Origin of the sequence: Alcanivorax profundi, assembly GCF_003597125.1 — a bacterium.
GTDB classification, from domain to species: domain Bacteria; phylum Pseudomonadota; class Gammaproteobacteria; order Pseudomonadales; family Alcanivoracaceae; genus Alcanivorax; species Alcanivorax profundi.
In genome coordinates, this window is sequence record NZ_QYYA01000081.1 from 1 (window position 1) to 534 (window position 534).

The 534-nt window shown below is 46.1% G+C and carries 1 protein-coding gene; it reads left to right on the forward strand.

Going from position 1 to position 534, the window contains the following annotated elements; translation table 11 throughout:
* The coding region (locus tag D4A39_RS16970; RefSeq protein WP_119918595.1) for a RagB/SusD family nutrient uptake outer membrane protein at positions 1–534 on the forward strand (534 nt) is incomplete at both ends.

Below are 534 nucleotides of genomic sequence, written 5' to 3' on the forward strand. Positions count from 1 at the left end.
GGCGACAATGGTTCAAATGGTGCAAGCTGCGAGGCTCTTCTGCCTTTGATGCAAGATGGTGACAAGACTCAGGGATACGGTGGCTCGATGTTCTTTGTTGCAGCTCTTTGGGATGCTACAATGCAGACTGTTACAGATAAGGATGCTGCCACTACTGCCAACACATGGTCAGGTATGCGTGTTCGTCCACAATTCGTAGAGAAGTTCTTTACCGATCCAAAAGTTGTGGTAAACAAGAAAGCTTCCGAAATCCGTGCTATGAACGTTGATGACCGTGCTATCCTTTGGGGTAAAGGCAACAGTGACGGCGATCGTACTTTAGAGATTGGTGCTAACGATAAGTTCGTCAAGGGTATTGCAACACCAAAATGGAATAACAACTATTCTAATGGTGGTACTCCTCACGACAGCTATAACGTAGATATAGACTTCTTCCTCTTCCGTGTAGATGAGGCTTACCTCAATGCAGCTGAGGCTGAGATGCACCTCAATGGTGAAAGCTCGGCTAAGGCAAAGAAGTATATCGATGCTCTT